The 17,608-nt window shown below is 54.6% G+C and carries 17 protein-coding genes; 7 read left to right on the top strand and 10 right to left on the bottom strand.

Features of this window, described 5'->3' with window-relative positions; all coding sequences use genetic code 11:
* Positions 1–33 precede the first annotated feature (33 nt).
* From N9C89_RS00490 to N9C89_RS00505, 4 genes are all read right to left on the bottom strand, one after another.
* Complete coding sequence (locus N9C89_RS00490; RefSeq protein ID WP_263951846.1) at positions 34–660, bottom strand: queuosine precursor transporter; 627 nt, start codon at positions 658–660, stop codon at positions 34–36.
* Positions 661–789: 129 nt separating this feature from the next.
* Positions 790–1,656, bottom strand: coding sequence for a penicillin-insensitive murein endopeptidase (gene mepA, locus N9C89_RS00495; protein WP_263951847.1), 867 nt, complete (start codon positions 1,654–1,656; stop codon positions 790–792).
* Positions 1,653–3,023, bottom strand: a complete 1,371-nt coding sequence (locus tag N9C89_RS00500) for an MFS transporter (RefSeq protein ID WP_263951848.1) — start codon at positions 3,021–3,023, stop codon at positions 1,653–1,655. The genes mepA and N9C89_RS00500 overlap by 4 nt, the downstream gene beginning before the upstream one ends.
* 55 nt (positions 3,024–3,078) lie before the next feature.
* Positions 3,079–3,627, bottom strand: coding sequence for an acyl-CoA thioesterase (locus tag N9C89_RS00505; RefSeq protein ID WP_263951849.1), 549 nt, complete (start codon positions 3,625–3,627; stop codon positions 3,079–3,081).
* Positions 3,628–3,753: 126 nt separating this feature from the next.
* Here N9C89_RS00505 and N9C89_RS00510 point away from each other — a divergent pair, with 126 nt between their 5' ends.
* Together N9C89_RS00510 and recQ are read left to right on the top strand one after the other, a co-directional pair.
* Entirely contained in the window at positions 3,754–4,041 is a 288-nt protein-coding gene (locus tag N9C89_RS00510) for a YggT family protein (protein WP_263951850.1), read from the top strand.
* Positions 4,042–4,111: 70 nt separating this feature from the next.
* On the top strand, positions 4,112–6,166 hold the full coding sequence (gene recQ / locus N9C89_RS00515; protein WP_263951851.1) for a DNA helicase RecQ: 2,055 nt from the start codon (positions 4,112–4,114) through the stop codon (positions 6,164–6,166).
* Between the two features lie 3 nt (positions 6,167–6,169).
* On the opposite strand, the gene N9C89_RS00520 is transcribed toward recQ, so the two are convergent.
* The 3 genes from N9C89_RS00520 to N9C89_RS00530 form a co-directional block, all read right to left on the bottom strand.
* Positions 6,170–8,035, bottom strand: a complete 1,866-nt coding sequence (locus tag N9C89_RS00520; protein ID WP_263951852.1) for an ATP-binding protein — start codon at positions 8,033–8,035, stop codon at positions 6,170–6,172.
* Between the two features lie 157 nt (positions 8,036–8,192).
* Positions 8,193–9,368 carry an acetyl-CoA C-acyltransferase family protein gene (locus N9C89_RS00525; RefSeq protein ID WP_263951853.1) on the bottom strand — a complete coding sequence of 392 codons (1,176 nt, stop codon included), beginning with the start codon at positions 9,366–9,368 and terminating at the stop codon, positions 8,193–8,195.
* Between the two features lie 57 nt (positions 9,369–9,425).
* Complete coding sequence (locus N9C89_RS00530; RefSeq protein ID WP_263951854.1) at positions 9,426–9,863, bottom strand: MarR family winged helix-turn-helix transcriptional regulator; 438 nt, start codon at positions 9,861–9,863, stop codon at positions 9,426–9,428.
* A 164-nt stretch (positions 9,864–10,027) separates the two neighbouring features.
* Here N9C89_RS00530 and N9C89_RS00535 point away from each other — a divergent pair, with 164 nt between their 5' ends.
* Positions 10,028–10,879, top strand: coding sequence for an MBL fold metallo-hydrolase (locus N9C89_RS00535; RefSeq protein ID WP_263951855.1), 852 nt, complete (start codon positions 10,028–10,030; stop codon positions 10,877–10,879).
* A gap of 80 nt (positions 10,880–10,959) precedes the next feature.
* Here N9C89_RS00535 and serA read toward each other — a convergent pair whose 3' ends face one another.
* Positions 10,960–12,555 (bottom strand): phosphoglycerate dehydrogenase, encoded by a 1,596-nt coding sequence (gene serA / locus N9C89_RS00540; RefSeq protein ID WP_263951856.1) that lies wholly within the window; start codon positions 12,553–12,555, stop codon positions 10,960–10,962.
* 80 nt (positions 12,556–12,635) lie between these two features.
* Positions 12,636–13,778, bottom strand: a complete 1,143-nt coding sequence (locus N9C89_RS00545; RefSeq protein ID WP_263951858.1) for a phosphoserine transaminase — start codon at positions 13,776–13,778, stop codon at positions 12,636–12,638.
* 156 nt (positions 13,779–13,934) lie between these two features.
* On the opposite strand from N9C89_RS00545, the gene serB reads away from it, so the two are divergent.
* Entirely contained in the window at positions 13,935–14,813 is an 879-nt protein-coding gene (serB, locus tag N9C89_RS00550; RefSeq protein WP_263951859.1) for a phosphoserine phosphatase SerB, read from the top strand.
* The gene (locus N9C89_RS00555) at positions 14,806–15,564 is read left to right on the top strand and encodes a TSUP family transporter (protein WP_263951860.1); all 759 of its coding nucleotides are present in this window, start codon (positions 14,806–14,808) and stop codon (positions 15,562–15,564) included. Before serB ends, N9C89_RS00555 begins: the two co-directional genes overlap by 8 nt.
* Positions 15,565–15,575: 11 nt before the next feature.
* On the opposite strand, the gene N9C89_RS00560 is transcribed toward N9C89_RS00555, so the two are convergent.
* Positions 15,576–16,583 carry an asparaginase gene (locus N9C89_RS00560; protein WP_263951861.1) on the bottom strand — a complete coding sequence of 336 codons (1,008 nt, stop codon included), beginning with the start codon at positions 16,581–16,583 and terminating at the stop codon, positions 15,576–15,578.
* Between the two features lie 184 nt (positions 16,584–16,767).
* On the opposite strand from N9C89_RS00560, the gene N9C89_RS00565 reads away from it, so the two are divergent.
* On the top strand, positions 16,768–17,310 hold the full coding sequence (locus N9C89_RS00565) for an invasion associated locus B family protein (RefSeq protein ID WP_263951862.1): 543 nt from the start codon (positions 16,768–16,770) through the stop codon (positions 17,308–17,310).
* A 107-nt stretch (positions 17,311–17,417) separates the two neighbouring features.
* On the top strand, positions 17,418–17,603 hold the full coding sequence (locus N9C89_RS00570) for a hypothetical protein (protein ID WP_263951863.1): 186 nt from the start codon (positions 17,418–17,420) through the stop codon (positions 17,601–17,603).
* The last annotated feature ends 5 nt before the right edge of the window (positions 17,604–17,608 follow it).

Below are 17,608 nucleotides of genomic sequence, written 5' to 3' on the forward strand. Positions count from 1 at the left end.
GGTTGCCACAGATTTTGTGTTTGTCAAAACTTTTTACGCAACATTTGGATGAAGTTTTGTGACAATAAGGCGAAATGGCACCAAAGCGATTAATGCTAGGGCAAGTTTGACCAACCAATCAGCAAAAGCGAGAGACACCCAAAGCGGCACAACGCCACCGAAGCCGAGGAACGGAACGCCTTCCCAAGCCCAACTGATCGCGGCGTCAGCGTTTGCTCCGAAGATTGTTACCGAAGCAGAGAACGCAATTGTGAAAAACAGCACAGTGTCGAGCACAGAACCGAAAAGCGTCGAGGCCAAGGGAGCGCGCCACCATGCGCCAGAGCGCAACCGATCAAAGATTGCGACGTCGAGGAGCTGCGCCGAAAGGAAGGCAACCGCAGAAGCAACAGCAACGCGGAGTGCAACGAGCGGGCCGTATTCCCCGTGAATTTGCGAGCCAATCAAGGAGCAGGCCACGCCAACGCAGAAGCCAACAAACACGACGCGTCGCGCAGCGCTTGCGCCATACACGCGGTTCATAATGTCGGTTACGAGAAAGGCGAGCGGGTAGGTTAGGGCGCCCCAAGTAAGCCAGTCGCCCAATAGAAATTGAACGAGAATGTTGCTGGCCACAACAATGGCCGCCATGGCGATAACGCCGGGGAGAAGTCTTGTCATGATGTAATCCGTTTTATCAAGGTAGCGGAGACTCGGCCCCGATTATTCGGGACGGATGGGGTCTAACGACCTCGCAGCACGTTGGCAAGCCCCTTCGAAGGCCACGATTGCCGATGCCGTGCTCGCAATTTACTTGGCGCGTAAAACGGTTTCACACTGGTTTGGTAGGTCGGCCATCACGAGTTCGCGCCGTTTGGGCGGGGGCGGTGCATTCGGATCAGCTGGCTTTGGCTTTGGCGGATTGAGGATATCCTGTACCCATTTTTCCGCCTCGGCACATCCGTCACCCTTGGGGGGCGGGGCTTGATCAACGCAGCCTTTCGCGCCTCTTGGGCAAGCGAGCCGTACATGAAAGTGGTAATGATGCCCCCACCATGGCCGAATTTTTCGAAGCCACGCACGGTTGCCTTTCTCGTCGTTGCACATCTGAACCTTCGCGCCGGGAAACACAAAAATCCTCGCAACGGCTTTATCCTTGGCCGCAGCCTTGAGAATGTTGTGATGCGCTCTTGTCCAGCTGTTGTTGACATAGGCCCCGTTGGCGCGGCGCATAGAGATCGAAGAGATGTTTTCGCGTGCGTTTCGCGAGAGGGTCAGGTCTTGGGCTGGCAGCATCCAGATATCTGCATCCAGCCCGATTTGGTGGCTGCGGTGACCAGACAGCATCGGGCCGCCGCGTGGTTGGGCCATGTCGCCGATATAGAGGCCGTTCCACCCATCTTGCTTGGCGGCGTATTTGGATAATCTCTCGATAAACTCAACGGTTTCGGGATGCCCCCAGTTTCGGTTTCGGGACAGGCGCATGGCCTGCCAAGTCGGACCGGTTTCCGGAAGTTGAACGCCGCCTGCAAGGCATCCTTTTGCGTAGCTGCCAAATGGAGCGGCCTTATGTGGCGATCCGGCCGATTTAGAGCCGAAAAGCTGGCGAGCTTCGGGCTCTGCCAATGCAGCCGTGCCGGAAATCAACGCGATGACGAATGCGAGTTGCTTAATCATGTTGTTTGATCTCCCTGTGGTTTCACCCAGATTAACAAGACTAAGCCAATCGTAAACAGCGCGATGAGAGGCGTAATGCCAATCCGCTGATTTCCGCTTAGATCAGAGAAAATTGCGATCAACCCAGGGGCCATAAACGCGGTTGCTTTGCCCGAGAGCGCATAGAGGCCGAAAGCTTCGGTTGGGCGCTCGGCATCCGCATGGCGGACCATCATGGTGCGGGAGCTGGCTTGAAGAGCGCCGCCAGCAGCACCGATAATGCCGCCGCAAATAAAGAAGATGATGTCAGGTACAGAAGAGCCCGCGGGAAAAGGCACGCCAAAGATATTGTCGCGCGACATCCCGACAACGATGATACAGACCGTGATTAGGCAGAAGATAGAGAACTTGATGACGGGTTTTGGCCCTTTCCGAGCATCGACAAGCCCGCCGACATAGGAAAAAACGGCCGCTGTTATCGCGCCAACAATCCCGAATACACCGATCTGGATAAGCGACCAGTCAAGCACCCCTTTGGCATAGATCGCTCCAAAGCCGTAGAGGCCGTTCAGCGCATCACGATAAAACAAGCTGCTTGAAAGAAACGCAAAGAGCGAAGAGCGATGGGGAAGTGATTTGATTGTACTCCAAAGTTCTGCGAGCGCGTCTTTTGCGCTGCCGCCGGATGCCGTGTCGCTTGGCTTTTCGCGAACCCAGAGGAAAAAGGGGATCATCGCGACGATAAACCAGATTGCGGTAAATGGCCCGACAAAGCGGGTTCCTTCGCGCTGGGTCGGATCGAGGCCGAACAGCGGTTCGATTCCGATAAGTGTCTTGCCCGTTGCGTTCTCTGCGAAGAGGAGCAGCATAATAAACAAAGAGAATACGCCGCCCCAATATCCGAGCGCGAAGCCAGAGCCGGAAATGCGGCCGATGTCTTCTTTTGGTGCGAGTGAAGGGAGGATTGAGTTTACAAAGATAGTTGTGAATTCGACGCCAATGAAGCCGATGCCAAACAGCACCAAAACCCAGAAAATGTTAAAATCGGTTGGATGCGCAGTCCAGAGAGCGGCGGCCCCGAAGATATAGAAGGCGGAGAATATCTTGATCCAAAACATCCGGTTGCCAGAACTGTCGGCAAAGGCACCCAGAACAGGTGCAGAAAACGCGATGAGAAGGCCTGTCACGGTAAGCCCATAGCCCCAGTAGGCCTGCGCTTGTGCTTTGGCTGCTTCAGGGTCCATTCCGCCAGAGAGCAGCTTCAGACCGACGATTTCGGCGAAATAGGGGCCGAAAATAAAGGTGAGCATGAGCGTATGAAACGGTTGGCTGGCCCAATCAAACGCCATCCATCCCCATACACGCTTCTTCTGCGAGATTTGTGCCACTGCTCGAAGTCCTGTTTGTTTTAACTAGGAGTAAGACAGTGAACGCAACGTCAAATCAAGGGGTGATTGCGGTATCGCCCATTGGGGGCCAAGGGCGTTTGGTGTCTGCGTCGACCCAGGCGGCGCTCCACTGCGGCATTTCCGGAGCGGTTGCTTCAAGCCCAAGTGCATCCATAACCCGTTTGGTTGACACGATACCGTTCCGATCCGTAACAGCCGTTCGAAACAGGGCGTGGCTCGCGCATTCTCCACGGACCCACATGCCTTGCTCCAGATAGATGAAACGTTCATCCCAAGACACCAATCTGCTGCGCATCTCTATCTTGTCAAATGCGCGAATGCGGCGGCGATAGCGAATGCTCGTCCCTGCAACCGCCAAACCCCATTTTTCGCGCCGCAGCACTTTGATCAACCCCATGCGCCGCGCGAGCGGGATGCGCCCGAGATCATAGAGCGACAGCGCCCTGCCATTGTTAAGCTCCGCCCACATATCGAGATCCCACGGCCAGCAAATATGATGCGAAACGTGGTTCTCGCCAACCTTGAGCGTCGTGGCGTTTCGGAATTTGACAGCTTCTTTGAGCAGGCGAATAAACGGATACATGGCAATCTCCTTTACCTTTTTCTGTGAAGAAGTTTTCGCCACGGTCAACCACGACGTCACGGCAAGCTCTTGCCAGATGTGGATGGGCGCATTAGGTGAATAGGAACGCGGAAAAAAGGGGCAGGTATGTCGTCGCTATATCAAATTCTCAATCTTGTGCTGGACATCGTCTGGTTCATCATGATTGCGCATATCATCATGAGTTGGCTCATTAATTTTCAGGTTCTGAATTTGCGTCAACCGATTGTTGCGCAGATTTGGTACGGGCTAAACAAACTGCTCGAGCCGGCCTATAGCCGCATCCGACAATTCCTCCCGGATATGGGCGGAATCGATCTTGCGCCATTGGTTGCCTTTGTGATCCTGATCGCAATTCGCATTATTCTTCAGAACAACGCGGCGTTTTTCTTCTAGCGACTCTTGTTCTTGGTTGCGGCCTGTGGAACTGTAGGGGAAACCCTAAAAACAAGCAGTACTACAGGCTATGACCACCGCTCAGACACTTTTGTCGACCGTATTCGGATTCGATGAATTTCGCCCCGGACAGGCGGAGATTGTAGACGCGGTTGCGAAGGGGGCGAACACGTTGGCGATTATGCCAACAGGTGGTGGTAAGTCTCTTTGCTTTCAGCTCCCTGCGCTGATGCGTGACGGTGTGACGGTTGTGATCTCACCGCTGATCGCCCTCATGCGGGATCAAGTACGGGCGCTGAAAGAGGCCGGTGTTTCGGCTGGCGCGCTAACGTCTGGAAATACCGAAGAAGAGACCGAAGAGGTGTTTGCCGCATTGGATGCGGGCCATATGAAGCTGCTTTATATGGCTCCCGAACGGCTTGCCAATTCCGGTACGCACAACATGTTGCGGCGCATTGGGGTGTCTTTGATTGCGGTCGACGAGGCGCATTGCGTTTCCGCGTGGGGACATGATTTCCGGCCCGATTACCTTAGAATTGGCGAGTTGCGTCATATGTTGGATGTGCCGTTGGCGGCCTTCACCGCCACGGCAGATCAGGAAACCAGAAGCGAAATCATTGCGCGCCTCTTTGACGGAAGCACGCCCGAAACCTTTTTGCACGGGTTCGATCGCCCGAATATTCACCTAAAGTTTGAAGCAAAGAACGGGCCGCGAAAACAGATATTGGCCTTTGCACAAGAGCATCGCGGGCAGGCGGGAATTGTTTATTGCGCCAGCCGCGCCAAGACAGAGACCCTAGCCAAAGCGCTTCGAGACGCAGGGCACAACGCTTTGCACTATCATGGCGGCATGGAGGCGGATGATCGTCGTTTTGTCGAAGCGAAGTTCCAGAGCGAAGATGGGTTAATCGTTGCCGCGACCGTTGCGTTTGGAATGGGCGTTGATAAGCCCGATATCCGCTGGGTTGCGCATGCTGATTTGCCCAAATCTATCGAAAGCTATTATCAGGAAATCGGGCGCGCAGGGCGCGATGGCGGACCGGCCGAGACTTTAACGCTCTATGGTGCTGATGACATCCGCCTTCGACGGGTTCAGATCGACGAAAGCCTTGCGCCGCTCGAGCGAAGGGAAGCCGATCACGGGCGGCTAAACGCGCTTCTTGGCTTGTCAGAAGCGCTTCGGTGTCGGCGCCAAATGTTGCTGTCCTATTTCGGTGAAACAACAGAACCCTGCGGCCATTGCGATCTTTGCGAGAATCCAGTCGAAATTTTTGACGGCACAACTGCCGTTCGCAAAGCCCTTTCTGCGATCTTGCGGACTGGCGAGTATTTCGGCGCTGGGCACTTGATTGATATTCTCCTCGGTGCGGAAACGGACAAGGTTCGCGAAAAGGGGCATGATACTTTGCCGACATTCGGAGTTGGCAAAGAGTACAGCAAGCGCGAGTGGCAGGCTGTGTTCCGACAGATGATGGGGCATGATCTTATACGCCCTGATCCGGAGAGATTTGGTGCGCTTCGAATGACAGAGGCCGCGCGCCCCATTCTGCGCGACGAAGCGACAATTGATTTGCGCAAAGACACGATCCAGCAAGCCAAACAAAACAGACGCCCCGCGATCAAACGGCTGGTGTCCGAAGAAGACGAGCCGCTCTTGAGTGCGCTCAAAGCGAAACGCCGTGCCTTGGCAGAGGCTGCTCGCGTTCCGGCCTATGTCGTTTTTACGGATCGTACGTTGATCGAAATGGCAGAAACAAAGCCGCAGAACCTTGATGAGATGGCGGCGATCAGCGGTGTTGGCGCGAAAAAACTGGAAGTTTACGGCGCAACGTTCTTGGAAGTCATCGTTGGCGAGAAGCCAACAGACGTACATCCGATGAGACGGCGTCTTGCAGGGAAAGAGGCAGGCACAACATTCGACAGGCTTGCCGAAGAACAACTTCGTCTTGCCCGAGGGGACTGCGGAAGCGAGAAATACCTGAGTTGTAGCACGTCGACGTTAAAGCAAATTGCCGAACGAAAGCCGTCTTCGCTCGATGACATGATGCGCATATCGGGCATGGGCGAGGCGAAGGCAGAGCGTTTCGGGCCGGCTTTTCTTCAGATTCTAAGTGAAGCTTCCTAGCCGTTAACTCACCAAATCTGCGTTAGGGGATAGAACATTTTGCAGCGCAGGGCGCACGTCCTTTGGCGCATACTTCTCGATGAAATTATAGATTTCATTCTTTCGAAGCGGCTTGGTCGAGTATTCGTCGAGCCCTGCTGCAAGCATTTCTGCCTTGTCCGTGTCCAGCGCATGAGCGGTAAGGGCAATAATTGGTGTCGGTGCCTTTCCGGCGGCTTTTTCGTGCTCCCTAATTTGGCGCGTCGCTTCTTTGCCGTCGACCTCTGGCATGGATATATCCATAAATACCAAGTCCGGCTTGAACTGTGAAAAGGCTTCGACTGCTTCTCGCCCGTTGACAGCAAATTCAAGTTCAATGTCGAGATTGCGAACCATCTTGCTGAATACCAAACGGTTTGTACCATTGTCCTCTGCGGCCAGAACCCGAAGTCTTCGGGCTTCGATTTGGGGCTTCGCTGGAACCTCGACGGTCTTGCTGATTTCGGTTTTTGCATTTCCCCGCGGTGCAGAGGTTGGAAGGTCTAATACGACATGAAAGGTTGATCCGTTCCCTTCAGAAGACTCAACCCAGATTTTACCAGACATAAGCTCGACAAGTTGTTTGGTAATCGCAAGTCCAAGGCCAGTGCCTTCAAACTTTCGGTTATGATCACCGTCGACCTGATTGAATTCACCAAAGATGAACTCGGCGTGCTCTTTGGAAATGCCGATGCCGGTGTCTTCGATTTCAATATGCACTTTTTGTTTCTTCGGGTTCCGAGACGGCGTGGCATGCACACCGATGCGAATGAATCCGTCCGACGTAAATTTGACCGCGTTTCCGATCAAGTTGGTCAGCACTTGCCGAAGTCGCCCTGGATCTCCGACAAAATGCGCATCTTCTGGAAGCGAATTTTCTACGCGTAGCTCAAGCCCTTTGTCCTGTGCGGACGGCGAAAGGAGTGTGACGGTTTCGTTGACAACGGCCTCAAATGAGAACGGTTCGGGATTGAGAGTGAGTTTTTCGGCTTCGATTTTGGAGTAATCCAGAATGTCGTTGATAATGACAAGAAGCGCTTCGCCAGAGTGTCGAATGGTCTGGATATAGAGCTTCTGTTCCTCGCTTAGATCGGTGTCTTGCAGAAGGTCCGCCATGCCGATCACACCGTTCATTGGTGTGCGGATTTCATGGCTCATATTGGCGAGAAAAGCCGATTTGGCCCGATTGGCAGCTTCGGCTTTTTCGCGCGCGGCCTTGAGTTCTGCTTCGTAGCGGATGGTGGCGGTGATGTTGAGGGCGAGCGTAACCGTGTCCCCCCCTTCTGCGCGCCGTTCAATGAGTTTGATGTAATGCCCGTTCCAGAGTTGAATGGTCTCTTCGCGGATCTCGGGCTCGTGCCAGCGTTCGAGCATCCTCGCGCACCATTCGGCTCTGGTGGCGTTGCCGATATCAACGATGCCCTCCTCAGCGACGAGCTGTAGAACGCGATTGTATTCAACACCCACACGAATTTCTTCGAGGCCGTCGAAGGTCGCCATATAGGCGTTGTTTGCAGCTACCAGCCGTGAGTTGCTATCAAAGACCGCGAAGCCGTCCTGAATGGACTGGATAGAATCCCACAGGCGGCGTTCCGCGATCTGAACTTTATTTTCTGCCGTCCGAAGCTCGGATAGAACTTGCGACTTCTCGCCCTTTAGTTGCTCGGCTTGCGTACGCGCGGAGCGCACTTCTAGTCGCTTTTCAACGATTTCATCAGAGAGCGCTCGGGCGTGCTTGCCAAGCCGAGAGTTTGCGGAGAATAATTCGGATTGTTTTTGGGCCAGCAACCGCTCCGCAGCGAGCCTCGCGCGTCTTTCCTGGGCTAGTTTGTCCGCTATATCAAATCCCAAAGCTCTTCTCCGAACTACCTTTCAGGAAGATTGTTCGATTCTGGTGAATAGAGTCTTAACTCGGAAGAAATTCGGTGCTTGGTGAGTGGTTTGAAAGCAAACGGGGCGCGCAACAACTGCTGCTCGCCCCGCAAAAAAATTCGAAAGTTAAGCTGGATTAGAGCCTTTCAATGGCCAATGCGATCCCTTGGCCACCGCCGATACACATCGTGATAAGCGCGCGCTTGCCAGCAATTCTTTCCAACTCATAGAGGGCTTTGACGGTGATAATCGCACCTGTCGCACCAACAGGGTGACCGAGCGCGATCGCGCCACCGTTTGGATTAACGACATCTGGGTTCATGCCAAGCTCCTTGGCGACGGCAAGCGCTTGGCTGGCGAAGGCTTCGTTGCTCTCGATCACGTCGAAATCAGTAATGCTCAAACCCGTACGCTCAAGAAGGTTTTGAACTGCCGGAATCGGTCCGATCCCCATCACTTCTGGCCTTACACCACCAAGCCCATAGCCAAGTACGCGTGCCTTCGGAGTGAGGCCGGCTTTCTCTGCGGCATCTGCGGTTGCATAGACGATTGCAGCGGCACCATCGTTGATACCAGAGGCGTTTCCGGCTGTAACAGAGCCTTCTTTTTGGAATACGGGTCGCAACTTAGCGAGATCATCTAGTGTCGTCGCGCGGGGATGCTCGTCTGTGTCGAAGAGGACTGTCTGGCGTTTGACCTTAATCTCTACAGGAACGATCTGGTCCTTGAAGTAACCGGCATTTTGAGCTGCAATTGCATTGGTTTGGCTTCTTAGAGCGAAGGCGTCCTGTTCTTCGCGTGTAATGCCGAATTCGCTCGCAACGTTTTCGGCGGTTACGCCCATGTGCCCCGTACCAAACGGGCAATTCAGCGCGCCAAGCATCATGTCCTGCGCAACAGCGTCGCCCATTTTGCTACCCCAGCGCGCAGATGGAAGGATGTAGGGCGCGCGGCTCATGCTTTCTGCACCGCCGGCTAGTGCAAAATCGCAATCCCCCAGCATTAGAGACTGAATCACAGAGATCTGAGACTGAACGCCAGAGCCGCAGAGCCGGTTGACGTTCATCGCAGGAACGCTGTCAGGAATGCCAGCCTGCATAGCGGCAACGCGGCTGATGTACATGTCGCGGGGTTCAGTGTTGATCACATGGCCCATGGCAACGGTACCGATTTGGGCCGGTTCGACGTTGGCGCGGGACATGGCCTCTTTGGCGACGACAGTTCCAAGGTCCGCAGGGGACACTCCGGCAAGGCTCTTGCCAAACCCGCCGATAGCTGTGCGCGCGCTGCCTAGAATTACGATGTCTGTCATGTTGGGCTCCTCATTGATTTTGAGGAAGTCTAGCACCCGAAAATGACCCGAAAAGGATTACGCAGCGTCTCTGGCTGCCAAAAGATCAGCAATGGCTTTGCGGAAGGAGTCCGGGCTGTCACCGAGCGATGCGAGGACCGCTTCCTCATACTCGAGCGCAAGTGGTGTAATTTCGTCGATCATTGTGCGGCCGTCAGGCGTTAGAGACAATTCGACCAAACGGCGATCCGTTTCGCTAACAAGCTTGTTGATCAATCCACGTTTTTCGAGACGCGCTGCGGCGCGGCTTATCTTTGACTTATCCATATGAACCATCTTGTGAATCTCACGCACACTTAGTGGTTCGGATTGTTGTGAAAGATGCGCAAGGATGCGCCATTCGGGAATGGTGATCCCAAATCGGTCTTGATAGATTTCAGAGAATTCCTGACTGATCTTTGCCGACAGAACGGCAAGCTGATAGGGCAAAAACTCTTTCAGGTTCAAATCGGTCAAGGGGCGGCCTTTCTCGGGGATTTATATCTGTTTGCACGAGTATACACGAGTTTTCAAGAATTCTTGCGAATGAAACGACTTGCGGGAATAGTAGAACAAGATGGTTTGCATATGCGTGAGCGTTGGGTGCGATATAGAGCCTATTCATGCATAAAAGGGAGAAAATGATGGGTGATAGAGTTGTGTTGCTTGGGACTAAAGGCGGGCCAGCTATTCGCCCAAATGGGCCAATGCCCACCTCCTCGCTGCTTGAGATGGACGGCAAGCGCATCGTCGTCGATTGCGGCCTTGGCGTTGCGAGAGGGCTCGTGAATGCGGGAATGAGCCTTAAAGAACTGGAAACGATTTTTATAACGCATCTGCATTCGGATCATCTCTTGGAGCTTGGGCCATTAATCCACACCGCATGGACGACGGGATTGGCACAGGAGGTGACCGTGTTCGGCCCAGAGGGAACGCGAGCCTATTTCGCGGGTTTCTTGCAATCGATGAGCTTTGATAACGCGCTTCGCGTGGCGGATGAGGGGCGCAGACCGCTTGAGGAGTTGGTTCAGATTGTCGAGTATGGTGAAGGTGAAATTGCAGGCTCTCCTGTATCGACCACCGCGCTGCGAGTTGATCATCCACCTGTCACGGATTGTTTCGCGTTGCGGTTTGAGGCCAATGGAAAACGCGTGACGTTTTCGGCTGATACGGCTTATTTCGAGCCACTATCCAAATTTGCCGAAGGAAGCGATTTGTTGATACACGAGGCGATGCTTGCCGAAGGTGTGGACGCATTGGTTGCCCGAACGGGCAGCGCCGATCGATTGCGCGCGCATCTAATGGCAAGCCACACGGTCGCAGAAGACGTTGGCAAGATCGCGACCGCTGCAAAGTGCAAGCATTTGGCCTTGCATCATTTGGTGCCCGCGGATGATCCGGATTTCAGCTTCAAAGATTGGGAGAAGGCGGTGCGCACCTCTTGGGATGGGGCGCTCACAATCGGTTTTGACGGTGTAGAGATACGTTACTAAGCGGCACTAATTTGGCTTAAAACGAAAAAGCCCGCCGGACTAAACCGACGGGCCTCACTGAATTTCAGTTGCCGGTGGGCCTAGGCAACATCAAACTCCAGCGGTTTCACAGACTGGAATAGTCCGGTATCGCAAAGCTCTTTGATAAGAGTTTCGTTCACTTTGCCATCGACATAGAGCAGCGCGATTGCGTCGCCGCCTTGCTCGGAACGGCCTAGGGTAAAGTTAGCGATGTTAACGCCGTTCTTACCCATGATGCCGCCCAGCGTCCCGATGATGCCCGGAGCGTCTTGGTTGGTGGTGTAAAGCATGTGCTCGCCAACTTCGGCGTCGATGTTGATGCCTTTGATCTGGATGAAGCGTGGCTTGCCATCGCTGAACACGGTGCCTGCAATAGACCGTTCGCGCAGATCGGTGACGACGGTCATCTTGATGTAAGCATCAAATGCGCCGGTTTGTTCCTGCGTGGTTTTGCTGATCTTGATGCCGCGGTCTTTTGCGATAACTGGCGCAGAGACCATGTTCACATCTGGGTTTGTGCTCTGCATGATGCCAGCAATTGCAGCACACTCGAGAGCGGCGAGGTTCATTTCGGCAACGGCGCCATCATATGTGATGTTGATCGCTTTGATCGGCTCGTCTGTAAGCTGACCGATAAACGCGCCGAGGTTCTCCGCAAGTTTAACCCACGGTCCCATGATCTTGGCTTCTTCGGCAGTCACGGATGGCATGTTGAGCGCGTTGGTCACGGCTCCGGTCAGCAGGTAATCCGACATTTGCTCTGCAACTTGCAGGGCCACGTTTTCCTGCGCTTCAGTTGTGGAAGCGCCGAGGTGCGGTGTGCAGACCACGTTCGGAAGGTTAAAGAGCGGGCTGTCCTTGGCGGGCTCAACCTCAAATACGTCAAAGGCCGCGCCGGCAACGTGGCCGGATTTCAGGGCCTCTGCGAGATCCTCTTCGATCACAAGGCCACCACGCGCACAGTTGATGATGCGCACACCTTTTTTCATCTTGGCGATGGCTTCGGCGTTGATCATGCCGCGCGTCGCATCTGTTGCAGGAACGTGCAGGGTGATGAAATCGGAACGCTCAAGCAGTTCGTCAAGCTCAACCTTGGTTACGCCAAGTTTGGCGGCGCGCTCTTCGGAGAGGAAGGGATCATAAGCGATCACTCTCATTTTCAGGCCAACCGCACGGTCGCAAACGATGCCGCCGATGTTGCCCGCGCCGATAACACCGAGCGTTTTGTTCGTAAGCTCAACGCCCATGAACTTCGACTTTTCCCATTTTCCAGCGTGGGTGCTGGCGGACGCTTCTGGAATCTGGCGCGCTACGGCGAACATCATCGCAATTGCATGCTCGGCAGTTGTGATCATGTTGCCGAATGGCGTGTTCATCACGATCACACCTTTCTTGGACGCCGCAGGGATGTCGACGTTATCAACACCGATACCAGCGCGGGCAACGACTTTGAGGTTGTCGGCAGCGTCGAGGATTTTTTCGGTTACCTTGGTCGCCGAGCGGATGGCGAGGCCGTCGTAATCTTTGATCTTGGCGAGCAGCGCGTCTTTGTCTTTGCCAAGGTTAGGCTCGAAATCAACGTCGATGCCACGGTCACGGAAAATTTGGACTGCAGTTTCAGAGAGCTTGTCGGAAACGAGAACTTTGGGTGCCATGATGAGGCTCCTTTGCTTTTCGGTTGCGCGATCTATGCGCGAAAATAAGGGGGAGAGGCGGGCCGCTTGGCCCACCGGAATTACTGTGCTTCGATTTCGGCGTTGAACGCCCAGTCAAGCCACGGCATTAGCGCTGCCACATCGGAGGCTTCAATCGTGCCGCCACACCAGATACGAAGGCCAGCTGGTGCGTCACGATAGGCGCCGATATCAAGCGCAACGCCTTCGTTCTCGAGCCGCTTTGCAACAGCTTTGGCAAAAGCCGCGCCATCTTTGATCCGCTCGTCTGTGAACTTAAGGCAAACCGAAGTTGTAGAGCGCGTGGCCGGATCAGTCGCGAGGAACTCGATCCAATCGCGCGCCTCAACAAATTTGCTAACTTCTGCTGTGTTGGCTTCGGCGCGGGCAATTAGACCCTTAAGGCCGCCTTGGGCGCGGGCCCAATCAAGCGCCACGAGGTAATCTTCAACGCAAAGCATCGACGGCGTGTTGATCGTTGCACCCGTAAAGATACCCTCGATCAGTTTGCCACCTTTGGTCAGGCGGAAAATCTTGGGGAGGGGCCACGCAGGTGTGTAGCTTTCGAGCCGCTCAACTGCGCGTGGCGATAGGATAAGAACACCGTGCGCTGCTTCGCCGCCGAGCACTTTTTGCCAGCTGAATGTGGTGACATCGAGCTTGTCCCATGGCAGGTCCATCGCGAATGCAGCCGAAGTTGCATCACAGATGGTGAGGCCAGCACGGTCCGCAGGGATTGCATCGCCATTGGGCATCCGAACGCCGGATGTTGTGCCGTTCCATGTAAAGACAACGTCATTATCATAGTTCAACGCAGCCATATCGACGATTTCGCCGTAATCCGCCACATGCGCGGTCGCTTCGATCTTAAGCTGTTTGACAACATCAGTGACCCAGCCCGAACCAAAGCTTTCCCACGCAACCATTTCCGCAGGGCGTTCGCCAAGGAGCGACCACATCGCCATTTCCATTGCGCCGGTGTCGGACGCCGGAACGATGCCGATTTTGTAGTCCGCTGGAATTCCGAGAACTTCACGCGTTCCTTCGATTGCAGCCTTGAGCTTTTCCTTGCCAATGGCAGCACGATGCGAGCGGCCAAGAGGCGCGTCAGCAAGTGATTCCAATGTCCATGTGGAAGGTTTGGCGCAAGGGCCAGAAGAAAAACGCGGATTTGCCGGCCGCGTGGCCGGGGTATTCGTAACCATTGATGCTATCCTCACAGATATATGCCCTTCGTTGGGGAAGGGTGTCCCACGGACGGACTTAGAGAGGTGAACGGGGTGGCGCAAGCCGTAAAATTGCGATAATCGGCGCCGTAGATCACAAAACTTGCGCAACGCGTCCACTATCGGAAACTTCCCATGTATATTGCAACGCTACTGACCAACCCTGAAAACCCTTCGCTAAGCCGCGAGACAGTCGAGTCGCTGCGCAATGCATGGGGTGGCGGGGATGCAATCTGGCTGGCAGTTGGTGAAGCGGCAGAATTTGCGCTGGGCGAGAAGCCAAGCAACCTTTGGGATGTATGGGAGAGCCTTCAAAGCATCGGTGTTGATCTGGTGGTGCAGCCGCGTGAGGGGCGCGTGAAAAAGATGCTGCTTGCTGATATGGACAGCACGATGATCCAGCAAGAGTGTATCGATGAATTGGCCGACGAAGCGGGTGTTGGCCCACGCGTTGCGGATATTACTGCGCGAGCGATGAATGGCGAGTTGGATTTCGACGGGGCGCTGCGCGAACGCGTTGGGCTGCTTAAGGGATTAGAAGCAAGTGTAATAGATCGTGTCCTTGAAACGCGCATCACTTTTATGCCAGGCGGCCGGGCGCTGTTGGCAACGATGAAGGATGCGGGGGCATTTGCTGCTCTTGTTTCGGGCGGGTTTACGGCGTTTACGAGCAAAGTTGCCTCTGAACTCGGATTTGACGAAAACCGTGCAAACACGCTTATTGTAAAAGACGGTGTTCTAACTGGTGAAGTCGGAACGCCGATCCTTGGTCGGCAGGCAAAGGTAGATGCGCTTGAGCAGATCACCGCGCGCCTTGGTATCTCCGAGGCCGATGTAATGGCTGTGGGCGACGGCGCGAATGATCTCGGGATGCTCGGCCGTGCAGGCTCTGGCGTTGCGCTTCATGCAAAACCGAGCGTTGCTGCGGAATGTGATATTCGTATCAATCGCGGCGACCTGACGGCGCTTCTCTATATCCAAGGTTACAGCAAGGACGAATTTAAAGGTGTTTGAAGTCGGGCTCGAGCTTCTTGCGCTTCTAATACTTGCTGGATTTTGTGCCGGATTTGTTGATGCCATCGCTGGCGGTGGCGGGCTGATAACGGTGCCTGTTTTGCTTTTGTCGGGCGCATCACCGATCGAAGCGCTCTCGACCAACAAGGTGCAGGGCGTATTCGGCGCGGGAACGGCCGCGCTTTCTTATGCCCGCGCGGGGCAAGTGAACCTGCACGAGCAAATTGGTCCTGCGGCCTTGTCTTTCGTCGCTTCCTTCTGCGGCGCGTTGCTGGTTGCTTATATTCCGGTGGATTGGATCAAGATTGTGCTTCCGTTCTTGATGGTGGCGATAGCGTTGTTTTTTGCTCTTAAGCCGGGGCTTGATGATGTGGATCGCGTTCGGCGCATGTCTATTCCGGTGTTTACCGTTGTGATGATCCCGTTGATTGCGGCCTATGATGGGCTCCTGGGACCAGGAACCGGCTCGTTCTTCATGATCGCGTTCGTGACGCTCGCTGGGTATGGCGTATTAAAAGCGACGGCGCATACCAAACTGCTGAACTTCGCCTCTAACCTTGGCGCAATCGTTGCATTTTCTGCCGTGGCCACGCCGTGGTGGTTTACGGGGCTTGCCATGGGCGCGGCGCAGATTGCAGGCGCGCAGGTCGGCTCTAAACTTGCGGTAAAAGTTGGCGCACGGGTGATTAAACCACTGCTTGTTGTCACGTCGGCGGCCCTCGCCGCGCGCCTGATTTGGGACTGGTTCTAGGGCAATTTAAGCTAGACTAGAGCCGATCCCGGCTTGATTGAGGCTGCCTTAATACCGCGACGATTCACCATGGGCGCATTCATGCGGCGCAAGGTCGCCGGATGGTTGGCATCCAGCACGCCGAGTTTCACCAGAATGGCTGCTATCGCACATTCGCTCGCGCGGGTTGCGCCATCAGTAACCTTTAGCGCGACACCAAGCTTTTGTTCGGGAAGGATTGCGGTAAACACGCCATCTGCGCCAGTCTTGATCGCAACCTTGCCCCCCATGGCCTGCATCAACTCTGTGCAAGCGCGCGTCGTTCCGGCAGCCAATTCTGGATGTGTAACCATTGCTTCTACAAGGCGTGCCGCGCTTGTCTCGCGCGTTCCTGCACCTTCACGCGCCGCTGCGAAAAACGCCATGGATCGAGCCAAACCATGCACAGAAGTCGCAAAGTTCGGTGCGCTACATCCATCTATGCCAAAGCCAGGGCTCGTTTCTTGAGTGACTTCTTCAAAGGCGTCTTTGACCGCGATTTGCAGAGGATGATCCGGCTCCACATATTCTGCCTCGCCGCCCATGTGCTTATTCAGCGTCAAGAAACCTGCGTGTTTGCCTGAACAGTTGTTGTGGCACTGGCAAGGCTCCTCATGGGCGCGGATCAGGCGATTACGCTCTTCGATGTCAGGTGCAAGCTGTGGGCCGCAGCGCAAATCACTATCGTCATATCCCAACGCCTCAAGCCAAGATTTCACGCGGGTTACATGCATTGCCGCGCCCTGATGGCTCGCGCAGGCAAGGGCAAGCTGCTCTGTTCCAAGCGAAGCCTGATCGGCAGAGCCCGAATCCAGCAGAGGTAGAGCCTGAATCATCTTACAAGAGCTTCGCGGGAAGATGATTTGATCTGGCTCCCCCCATGCCTCGACGATTTCTCCGCGCTCGTCACAGACAACAGCGTGGCCCGTGTGGATCGACTCCAATATCTCGCCGCGCCAGATCTCGGCCAGCGTTACCGGTGCGTTCTCTGTTAGTTTCATGGGCCACTCCTAAAAAACGTGATTGTCTTGGACGTAAAATTGCACGAACGGGGCTTTTAAACCGGTTCCGAATACGGATAGACTAGGCTTATCGAGATTGAAATCAGCAGGCCAGCGCAAAAGTCACCAGAGAGAGATAGCGCCCTGCATAAATTGAGGCCCTACAGTCCGGAGGCTGTGAGAGATGAATTCACTTATTGCAAATTTTCGGAGCGCTATTATCGGGAGCGCCGCATTGGCCATTGTTGCGGGCGGTGCTGCATTTGCGCAATCCTCGGAAAACCGCGTTGCAACCAACACCGACTGGAGCGTTTTTGTCGAAGATGATCCGACAGAATGCTGGGTTGTGTCCGCGCCAAAAGAAACCGTGAACAAGAAAGACGGCCGCGTTGTTGCTGTGCGTCGGAGTGATATCCTCTTGTTCGTGACATACCGTCCGGGATCAAATGTTGACGGTGAAGTTTCCTTTACCGGCGGATATCCTTTTGCGAACGGCTCCACCGTTAGTGTGAAGGTCGGAGAGTCAACGTTCGAGTTCTTTACAAAAGATGAGAATGCTTGGCCCGCGACTTCAGGCGACGACAAGAAAATCGTAACTGCGATGAAGCGCGGTACGTCCGCGATTGTCACAGGCCGCTCAACACGCGGAACAGTCACACAAGACACGTTTAGCCTTCTTGGCTTTACGGCAGCGATTGAAGAAGCTGAAAAACGCTGCGGCTCTTAATCGCTATATGTGGCTCTATTCCTGCGCTTTCGAGCGCAGGGTATGCTCAGAACATCGACGGCTTTGAGTTTTCGCTGGGCGACATTTCGCGCCGCTGCGAAATCGTCGTGATTGGTCCTGACATCGAAATTTCCTGTTCGCCCGAGCTTTGGCCGGTCGAACAGCTTTGTTCTGTTGCGCAAGATTCAACAGGGCTGGCCTATGTCGAGTGCATGGGCGGCGAGCTGGCCGAGGTTGAAGCGCGTTGCGAAGTTCTGATGTATGACGAGGACATCGGCGACCTGCTCTGTTAGTATTT

It is taken from the genome of Halocynthiibacter sp. SDUM655004 (assembly GCF_026015885.1).
In the GTDB taxonomy this organism is placed as follows: Bacteria; Pseudomonadota; Alphaproteobacteria; order Rhodobacterales; family Rhodobacteraceae; genus Falsihalocynthiibacter; species Falsihalocynthiibacter halioticoli.

Coding starts and splice junctions, on each gene's coding strand:
- N9C89_RS00560 (WP_263951861.1), bottom strand. CDS start 16,583: ATGAAACTAACAGAGAACGCACCGGTAACGCTGGCCGAGATCTGGCGC.
- N9C89_RS00510 (WP_263951850.1), top strand. CDS start 3,754: ATGTCGTCGCTATATCAAATTCTCAATCTTGTGCTGGACATCGTCTGG.
- N9C89_RS00535 (WP_263951855.1), top strand. CDS start 10,028: ATGATGGGTGATAGAGTTGTGTTGCTTGGGACTAAAGGCGGGCCAGCT.
- serA (WP_263951856.1), bottom strand. CDS start 12,555: ATGGCACCCAAAGTTCTCGTTTCCGACAAGCTCTCTGAAACTGCAGTC.
- mepA (WP_263951847.1), bottom strand. CDS start 1,656: ATGATTAAGCAACTCGCATTCGTCATCGCGTTGATTTCCGGCACGGCT.
- N9C89_RS00545 (WP_263951858.1), bottom strand. CDS start 13,778: ATGGTTACGAATACCCCGGCCACGCGGCCGGCAAATCCGCGTTTTTCT.
- N9C89_RS00490 (WP_263951846.1), bottom strand. CDS start 660: ATGACAAGACTTCTCCCCGGCGTTATCGCCATGGCGGCCATTGTTGTG.
- recQ (WP_263951851.1), top strand. CDS start 4,112: ATGACCACCGCTCAGACACTTTTGTCGACCGTATTCGGATTCGATGAA.
- serB (WP_263951859.1), top strand. CDS start 13,935: ATGTATATTGCAACGCTACTGACCAACCCTGAAAACCCTTCGCTAAGC.
- N9C89_RS00525 (WP_263951853.1), bottom strand. CDS start 9,368: ATGACAGACATCGTAATTCTAGGCAGCGCGCGCACAGCTATCGGCGGG.
- N9C89_RS00505 (WP_263951849.1), bottom strand. CDS start 3,627: ATGTATCCGTTTATTCGCCTGCTCAAAGAAGCTGTCAAATTCCGAAAC.
- N9C89_RS00565 (WP_263951862.1), top strand. CDS start 16,768: ATGAATTCACTTATTGCAAATTTTCGGAGCGCTATTATCGGGAGCGCC.